The sequence below is a fragment of the uncultured Limosilactobacillus sp. genome (assembly GCF_934202235.1).
GTDB lineage: Bacteria > Bacillota > Bacilli > Lactobacillales > Lactobacillaceae > Limosilactobacillus.
This window is the reverse complement of record NZ_CAKPXS010000060.1, coordinates 1-8,034: the sequence shown is the minus strand read 5'-3', so window position 1 is coordinate 8,034 and position 8,034 is coordinate 1. Positions and strand designations below refer to the sequence as shown.

The 8,034-nt window shown below is 46.5% G+C and carries 8 protein-coding genes; 6 read left to right on the top strand and 2 right to left on the bottom strand.

Going from position 1 to position 8,034, the window contains the following annotated elements; translation table 11 throughout:
* Positions 1-87: 87 nt before the first annotated feature.
* Positions 88-915 carry a phage integrase N-terminal SAM-like domain-containing protein gene (locus tag Q0E49_RS07555; protein ID WP_295747641.1) on the bottom strand — a complete coding sequence of 276 codons (828 nt, stop codon included), beginning with the start codon at positions 913-915 and terminating at the stop codon, positions 88-90.
* A gap of 140 nt (positions 916-1,055) precedes the next feature.
* Between Q0E49_RS07555 and Q0E49_RS07550 the strand changes: the two genes are divergently transcribed.
* Genes Q0E49_RS07550 through Q0E49_RS07535 form a run of 4 tightly spaced genes read left to right on the top strand, consistent with a single transcriptional unit; the run spans position 1,056 to position 5,655 of the window.
* Positions 1,056-2,267: a CCA tRNA nucleotidyltransferase gene (locus tag Q0E49_RS07550; RefSeq protein ID WP_295747643.1), complete on the top strand. Its 1,212-nt coding sequence runs from the start codon at positions 1,056-1,058 to the stop codon at positions 2,265-2,267.
* On the top strand, positions 2,267-4,168 hold the full coding sequence (locus Q0E49_RS07545) for an ABC-F family ATP-binding cassette domain-containing protein (RefSeq protein WP_295747639.1): 1,902 nt from the start codon (positions 2,267-2,269) through the stop codon (positions 4,166-4,168). Before Q0E49_RS07550 ends, Q0E49_RS07545 begins: the two co-directional genes overlap by 1 nt.
* Positions 4,169-4,180: 12 nt before the next feature.
* The gene (locus Q0E49_RS07540) at positions 4,181-5,143 is read left to right on the top strand and encodes a thymidylate synthase (RefSeq protein WP_295747637.1); all 963 of its coding nucleotides are present in this window, start codon (positions 4,181-4,183) and stop codon (positions 5,141-5,143) included.
* A gap of 14 nt (positions 5,144-5,157) precedes the next feature.
* Positions 5,158-5,655, top strand: coding sequence for a dihydrofolate reductase (locus Q0E49_RS07535; RefSeq protein WP_295747635.1), 498 nt, complete (start codon positions 5,158-5,160; stop codon positions 5,653-5,655).
* Here Q0E49_RS07535 and Q0E49_RS07530 read toward each other — a convergent pair.
* On the bottom strand, positions 5,635-6,297 hold the full coding sequence (locus tag Q0E49_RS07530; protein WP_295747633.1) for a hemolysin III family protein: 663 nt from the start codon (positions 6,295-6,297) through the stop codon (positions 5,635-5,637). The two genes, Q0E49_RS07535 and Q0E49_RS07530, sit on opposite strands and share 21 nt — an antisense overlap.
* 177 nt (positions 6,298-6,474) lie before the next feature.
* On the opposite strand from Q0E49_RS07530, the gene Q0E49_RS07525 reads away from it, so the two are divergent.
* Both Q0E49_RS07525 and Q0E49_RS07520 read left to right on the top strand, forming a co-directional pair.
* Positions 6,475-7,317, top strand: coding sequence for a DegV family protein (locus Q0E49_RS07525; RefSeq protein WP_295747631.1), 843 nt, complete (start codon positions 6,475-6,477; stop codon positions 7,315-7,317).
* A 62-nt stretch (positions 7,318-7,379) separates the two neighbouring features.
* The coding region (locus Q0E49_RS07520; protein WP_295747629.1) for a GDSL-type esterase/lipase family protein at positions 7,380-8,034 on the top strand (655 nt) is incomplete at its 3' end.

The window sequence follows — 8,034 nt, the reverse complement described above, 5'->3', positions numbered from 1 at the left end:
GAAAATGGATCTCAATGAAATCCGAAGATTTCATCGAGATCCATTTTTTATTAGGGACTTATGTCACAGCCCCTTTTCTTTATTATATTATTGCTGATTGACTAATAAACGTTGATAGTAGAGGAGGGAAGCAGGAGTAAGGTTCAGTTTTTGCATGATGATACTATTTGGTTCTCCCTGTAAGGCCCGTAATTTGCTGAGGAGGTAGTCCTGGTGCAATTTGGTTGGTGATAATTCCATTCCGAGGTATCGTTCGTCACTATGAAGGTACTTATGAAGGGCGGAATTGGAGAGCCGTGGGTTAGCCAGGTCAGTCCGTTGTTTCAAAAAGAGGTCTTCGCACTGCTGTTTACTGTCTAGTGGTTGATGAAAAGCAGCAAAGGAAGTCCAAAATTGTTTTTCGCCACTAACAACTGGTGTTAAATTGTGGCATGAATGAACAAAGCCGGGCTGGAGAAACTCACGAACAGTAAAACCGTGTGCGAGTAGCAAGAGGGTTAGCCGGGTATAAAAGCTAACTTGCTGGTCGGCAAGGATTCGCGGCAGCTTATTGAGCCACTCGCCGCTGTGCGTTCTGGCAGTCACTTGAACTGCCTTGCCATGGAGCGGCAGGGTGGGGTAGTGTTTAATAAGCTGGTTTTCAAACAAGTAAGTGAAGTAGCGATTTAACTGGGCAAGAGTCTTGTTGTAGGAATTTAAGGTGATTTGCCGCTGTGCTTGAAGGTAGTTTAGGTAGGCCCGCAGGTCTGTAGTGTTGACAGAATTAAGGGAGTTAGCCAGCGCTGACGGCCGGTTGGCGGCCAAAAAAGTCAGTAATTGGCGGATTGTCTGACCGTAAGAATCGATGGTCGCAGTGGCGAGTCCCTGGTTTGTCAAGAAAGTGGTAAACCCTTGTTCAGCGGGATAAGAGGACATGGTTATTTCTCCTTGTAATTGGTAATTATTTACCTTAACTTATCACAAAACAACAACACCTTCAACACTAACAATCAGCTCCGGCTTTTGCTAAAATGGAACCGATAATCAAAGAGAGGGGCAAACTAATGAAATCGACAATGGTAATCAAACAATTGCCGGCGATTTTCGAACCCGCCCGGCCGGTATTGCAGCGAATTGAAGATGCTGGATACCAAGCATACTTCGTCGGTGGTTGTGTACGTGACACGATTCTCGGTGACCACATTCACGACATCGATATTGCAACGAGCGCCTACCCAAGTGAGATTAAATCGCTTTTTAAAAAGACCGTTGATACTGGTATTCAGCACGGAACCGTGATGGTCTTGGATCACGACACTGGCTACGAAATTACGACTTTTCGAACGGAGAGCGGTTACCAGGACTTCCGCCGACCAGACAATGTTACTTTTGTCCGGTCCCTTGCCGATGATTTAAAACGTCGTGACTTTACAATCAACGCGTTAGCATTGCGGGAAAATGGTGAGGTTATTGACTTGTTCAATGGCCTAACTGACTTGAAAAAACACCTGATCCGGGCTGTTGGAAAAGCGGACCAACGATTTCATGAGGACGCCTTGCGAATGATGCGCGCGGTGCGCTTCGCCAGCAAGCTTAATTTCGAGATTGAAGCGGCGACTTTACATGGAATAGCTGATAATGCACAGCTGTTAAGCAAGATTGCGGTTGAACGGATCCAGGTGGAAATGGAGAAATTATTACTGGGTCAAAATCCGCCTGTGGGTCTCGCGGCAATGGTGCAGACGGGACTTTACCGTTACTGTCCCAGCTTATCTTCTGCCAAGGCAGCACTGACTCAATTAGCACTGATGAACAATTGGCAGTTAAGTAATGCTACCCAGGCGTGGGGGACGTTAGCAGTGGCACTGGGGCTTGATAGTCATTCGAGCCGGGCTTTTCTCAAAAAATGGAAACTTTCCAACCAATTGATTGAGAACGTCCAAACCAGTTTACCAGCCGTCTTCGCAATTAAAGCACGGTCAGTTTCCGCAGATATTCTCTATCATTGTGGTCGTGAGGGATTAGTCAACGCAAACCAAATTGCGGCTGTCTTTGGCTGGGCCCTCCCAATGACAGACCTCCTGGCTCGCTACCAGCAGTTACCGATCAAAAATATTAAAGAACTGGCAATTACTGGTGGCGGCCTGATTAGAAAGGGGCTGATGACTCCCGGTCCAGAACTCGGCAAAATGTTGAAATGGGTTGAAAAAGCGGTAGTCAATCAAGAAGTCGACAACCGTCCAGAAGAAATCATCATGGCAATTCGCCAGCGGAAAGAGGAATTATAATGCAGATGCTTCGTGCTGATAACCTGACGAGTACTTATGGAGAAAAAACGCTCTTTGACCACATCTCTTTTCTGATCAAGGAACACGACCGTATTGGTCTCATTGGGGTGAATGGTAGTGGCAAGACGTCGCTACTCAACGTTATTAGTGGCCACACCAGTGCAGAGGATGGGAGCATTGACCACCCACATGATTACACGATTGGCTACCTTGAACAGCAACCACCATTGGATCCTGAGAAAAAAATCATTGACGCGGTTTTAGCAGGCGACCAACCGCTCTTTCGTTTAATTCGTCAATACGAGAACCTGGTCAGCGACTTTAGCGGGACGGCAGAAGAAAATGACCGCCTAGCAGCCCTGCAACGGCAGATGGACCAGCAAAATGCCTGGGAAGTACAGAGCCGGGTGGAAACTGTTCTGACGCAATTAAAGATCAAGGACATGGGGGCTAAAATTGGTGAGATGTCTGGTGGTCAGCAAAAACGGGTCGGGCTCGCCCAGGTCCTCATTCAACAACCGGACCTGTTATTGCTTGACGAACCGACCAACCAGTTGGATATCGATTCCATCGTTTGGCTGCAAGATTACCTTGCCAAGTACCGGGGAGCCGTCATGATCGTCACCCACGATCGTTACTTCTTGGACCAGGTTGCTAACCAGATTTGGGAACTGTCCTTTGGCAAGCTCTACCACTACGATGGTAATTACCGGGCATACGTTGCGGAAAAAGCGGCTCGTGAGGAACGAGAAACGTCCGCGGAACATAAGCGTCAACAACTGTACAAGCATGAACTGGCCTGGATGAAAAAAGGAGCAAAGGCTCGTTCTACTAAGCAGAAAGGACGGATCAACCGCTTTCATGAGCTTTCCCAAACCGTGGGTAAGTTACAAACGGAAGATAATCTGGACATTGGTCTGGGGTCGACCCGCTTGGGGCACGACGTCTTGGAATTAAAGGATGCTAGCCTGAAAGTCGGTACGCATAATATTTTCCAACACTTCAACTTGCTAATTGAAGCCGGCGAACGTTTGGGGATCAGCGGTAATAATGGGGCCGGTAAAAGTAGCCTGTTGAATGTCTTAGCAGGGCGGCTGCCATTAAACGGTGGCACCCTGAAGGTTGGTGAAACTGTTAAGATTGGTTATTACACACAGCAGACTGAACCAATTGACGAAGATAAACGGGTGATTAACTATTTAAGTGAAGTTGCCGAAACGATTTATGACGACCAGGGCCAAAAAATTAGCGTTACCCAGTTACTGGAACGGTTCTTATTCCCCCGCTTTATGCATGGCACACTCATTCGCAAGTTATCTGGTGGTGAGAAACGACGGCTTTATTTGCTCAAAATACTGATGCAACAGCCCAATGTATTACTACTAGATGAACCCACGAATGACCTTGATATCAGTACGTTAACCGTCCTGGAAGACTACCTTGATCACTTTGCTGGAACTGTCATTACGGTTTCACATGACCGCTACTTTTTGGATAAAGTGGCGGACCAGCTCCTGATTTTCAAGGGGAATGGCCGAATCCAACCAGCAACTGGATTATTTACTGATTACTTGAAAAAGTCAGCGGACCAGCCAAATCACCAACAGAAGTCAAAGCAGAAGACAAAACAGAAGCAAGCCAAAACCAAAACGCAGCCAACTAAAGCGGCAAAACATAAGCTGACCTACAAGGAGCAGGTGGAATGGCGCGGCCTAGAGCCTGCTATTGAAAAGCTTGATCAACGGAGCAGTAAGCTGAAGGATGAGATGGCGGCCAACGGCGACAACTACGAGAAACTGGCTGAGTTGCAAAAGGAACTTGACCAGGTCAAGGCTGAAAACGACGAAAAAATGGCCCGTTGGGAATATTTGAGTCAATTCGTCGACGACGACCAAATCTAGGGAGGAAATACCGTGACAATCAATGATAATGAACAGCAGTACCTCAACTTGGCACGTGAAGTGTTAGAACATGGCCACCAAAAGGCCGACCGGACTGGCACCGGGACGAAGTCGATTTTTGGCTATCAAATGCGCTTCCACCTTCAACAAGGATTTCCACTACTAACGACTAAGAAGGTTCCCTTCGGACTAATTAAAAGCGAACTCCTGTGGTTTCTCAAAGGGGATAGCAATATTCGTTTTCTTCTTCAGCACCATAACCATATTTGGGACGAATGGGCTTTCCAACGGTGGGTAGAAAGTGACGAATATACTGGTCCTGACATGACAGACTTTGGGCATCGCTCACTCACGGATCCAGAGTTTAACCAGCTTTATCATCAGCAAAAAAAAGAATTTTGCCAACGAATTCTCGATGATGAACAATTTGCTAAGAATTATGGTGAACTTGGCAATATTTATGGCAAACAATGGCGACACTGGAAAACCAGTAACGGGCACTTTATTGACCAGTTGGGGAACGTTATCGAACAAATTAAAACTAACCCGTTTTCCCGGCGGCTCATCGTTTCGGCTTGGAATCCGGAAGATGTGCCAACGATGGCGCTGCCGCCATGTCATACCATGTTTCAGTTTTACGTCAATGATGGTCGCCTAAGCTGCCAATTATATCAACGTAGTGCAGATATTTTCCTGGGAGTTCCATTTAACATTGCCAGTTACGCTTTGCTAACCCACCTCATCGCCCACCAGTGTGGTTTGCAGGTGGGGGATTTCATTCACACGTTAGGAGACGCACACATCTACAATAATCACTTTGAGCAGGTTCGTACCCAGTTATCACGGACACCACACCGCGCTCCACAACTGGTTTTGCCTGACCAGCCCAAGGCCATTGACCAATATGAAATGTCTGATATTCAGCTGACTGGCTATACACATGAGCCAGCGATCAAAGCACCGGTTGCTGTCTAACAGGGGGTGTGTTAATGATTAACCTAATTTGGGCTGAAGCAGCGAACGGGGTGATTGGTCAAAACGGGAGGATGCCTTGGCACTCGCACGAAGATATGGTCCATTTTCGCCAGCTAACGACGGGGCACCCTGTCCTGATGGGGTGGAAGACTTTTAAGTCTCTTGGCAGTAAACCACTACCTAAACGGGACAACCTCGTTTTAACTCACCGGACCTCGTTACCAGCAGGGGTGACACCAGTCTCCTTAGAAGATGTCCAACGGCTGACAACGCAGTTGGGGAAAGACTTGTTTGTGATTGGTGGTGCCAGTGTTTATCGGCAGTTATTGCCGTTTGCTACGTCTCTTTTTCGGACTGTCATCGAAGGAACCTATCCCGGAGAAACAAAAATGCCACCGATCAATTATGACCAGTGGCGATTAGTTGATAGCAAAACCGAAGTTGCGCGAAGCAGTGACGAACCAAATTGTACGTTCCAGCTTTGGCAGCGCTCAAACAAAGAACAGCACTGAGAAGTAAATCAGTGCTGTCCCGCCAAGGACAAAGAAGTGCCAGATAAGGTGCGTATAGCGAGTGGGAAAACTGTAGAGGACGGCACCAACGGAGTAAGTAATTCCGCCAGCGAGCAAGAGTGTAAAACCAGTTGCCCCGAGTGCGCGCCATAGTTGGGGTGCACATAGCATGCAAAGCCAGCCCATTAAGACATAGAGGACTGTTGACCACTTACTCTTTTTCCGTAGCCAGATGCTCTTGTAAATGACCCCAATGATTGCCAGTGCCCAAATGATGCCAAATAGTGTCCAACCACGCCAGCCGCCAATCGCGACCAGGCAAAATGGGGTATAGGAACCGGCAATCAAGAGATAAATCATATCATGATCAAAAATTTGAAAAACGTGGGCAGCTCTGGTAAAGACTAATGAATGAAAAAGGGTGGAAGATAAGTAAAACAGCACCATAATCGCACCATAGAGGGCAAAGGTGGTCACCCTCATTGGTCCGCCCCCGTTTTTAACTGTTCTCACTATTAGCAGGACTAAGCCAGCGATGGACAAGCCAATCCCAACGCCGTGACTAATGGCGTTACCAATTTCAATCCAGATGGTTGTCCTATCAATATTCTTCTGCTCAACATCAACCTCTGTCCTTGTCATCACCAATTTCTCCTCTCAAAGTCGCTATGAAATCTTTGCTTAGTTCTGTTATACTAAGCAAAGAGTTGTTGACCTAAGTCATAACTAGTCTTAACATGTAGTGTGCTGGTCTTAAAAACTAGTTGCCATTTTTAGTAAGTATAGCATCAAATTAATTACATCGGAAGTGTATTGTTCATGGCAAAAACCAAAATTGTTGTCGATTCTTCCGCCGGTTTAACTGCTGAGGAAGTTAAGAAGTACGATATTACGATTGTTCCACTCTCAGTCATGATTGACGGTACTATTTACGTTGAAGGTGAAACAATCACTAACGACCAATTCCCAGAAATGATGGCTAACGCCAAATCTTTGCCGCAGACATCGCAACCGCCAATTGGCAAGTTTGTTGATGCTTTCGACCGTCTGGGTGAAGATGGTAGTGAAGTCCTGTGCATTACCATGATGGCTGCCATTAGTGGAACCGTTCATGCTGCTGAGCAGGCTGCCACTATGAGTAAAACAAAGGTCACCGTTTACGATTCCGGCACTACCGACCGCGGGATGGCCTTTCAGGTAATTGAAGCGGCTAAAGTCCTCGAAAAGGGTGGTAGTGTTGACGATGCGGTAGCAAAGATGAAGGACGTCCTCGCTAAGTCCAAACTATACTTAGCCATTGACAAATTAGATAATCTGGTTAAGGGTGGACGAATTAGCAAGTTTGCTGGTGCACTCTCGAACTTCTTAAATATTAAGATCATGTTAGAGGTTAGCGACCGCGACCTTCACGTTAAGATGAAGGGGCGGGGAAAGAAAGCTATCCACCGTGAATGGGACAAGTTAGTTGATGAGATGTCCGCTGGCCCAAAGGTTAAGGCCATTGGTATTTCTCATGTTGATGCGCCAAAAGAAGTTGAACGACTGAAAGGAAAGGTGTCGGCTTTGTTTCCGGACATTCCAATTGTCGTTCGCGAAACCGTGCCGATCATTGCTACCCATACGGGATTAGGTGCCTGCTGTCTCTTATACTACACTGAATAAATAATAAGGCTGCGTTCAACTCATCCTGAGATGGCGCAGTTTTGTTTATCTGGGGTGAAAATTTGAAAAAATTACGTAACTGGGCTTTTCTGATTGTCTTAGTTTTGCTCGTCATTTCTGGAGGCTACTGGTATCACTTAAACCAGCGGTCCAACCCACCAGCACCGGTCCGTCATGAAAGAGTAATGAAGAAGCAAGTTAATTTGGTGGCTATTGGTGACTCGCTGACGTATGGCCAGGGTGATGAAAACAATAACGGCGGCTATGTTGGGATTATCAAACAAAAGATCGAACACCGCTATCACAATAAAGTCAACATCGTTAATTACGGGGTTAGTGGGGACCGCTCAGATCAAATCTTAGAACGGTTTAATAAACAAAAGAAGATCCGTAATGATATTAAGCATGCCGACGTAATCACGATGACCGTCGGCGGCAATGATTTAATGCAGACTCTGCAAAAGGAAATCGCGGATAATCAACAAGATCAGATTACTTCTGCCGTCAATAAAGCTGGTCAAACTTACCAGCAAAAACTGGTGCGGTTACTGACGGTGATTAGGCAACAAAATCGTCAGGCCCCGATTTTTGTTGTCAGTATTTATAATCCCGCTTATGCTTACTTTGCTAATTTTACCGTGATTAGTCGGTCAGTGGCACAGTGGAACAAGATCACGGAGCAAACCGTCAGTCAAACGGACAATGCTTACTTCGTTG

What these genes read in the sequence shown, in the direction of transcription:
- Q0E49_RS07525 (WP_295747631.1), top strand. Translation starts at nt 6,475, where the DNA reads ATGGCAAAAACCAAAATTGTTGTCGATTCTTCCGCCGGTTTAACTGCT.
- Q0E49_RS07535 (WP_295747635.1), top strand. Translation starts at nt 5,158, where the DNA reads ATGATTAACCTAATTTGGGCTGAAGCAGCGAACGGGGTGATTGGTCAA.
- Q0E49_RS07550 (WP_295747643.1), top strand. Translation starts at nt 1,056, where the DNA reads ATGGTAATCAAACAATTGCCGGCGATTTTCGAACCCGCCCGGCCGGTA.
- Q0E49_RS07555 (WP_295747641.1), bottom strand. Translation starts at nt 915, where the DNA reads ATGTCCTCTTATCCCGCTGAACAAGGGTTTACCACTTTCTTGACAAAC.
- Q0E49_RS07545 (WP_295747639.1), top strand. Translation starts at nt 2,267, where the DNA reads ATGCAGATGCTTCGTGCTGATAACCTGACGAGTACTTATGGAGAAAAA.
- Q0E49_RS07530 (WP_295747633.1), bottom strand. Translation starts at nt 6,297, where the DNA reads ATGACAAGGACAGAGGTTGATGTTGAGCAGAAGAATATTGATAGGACA.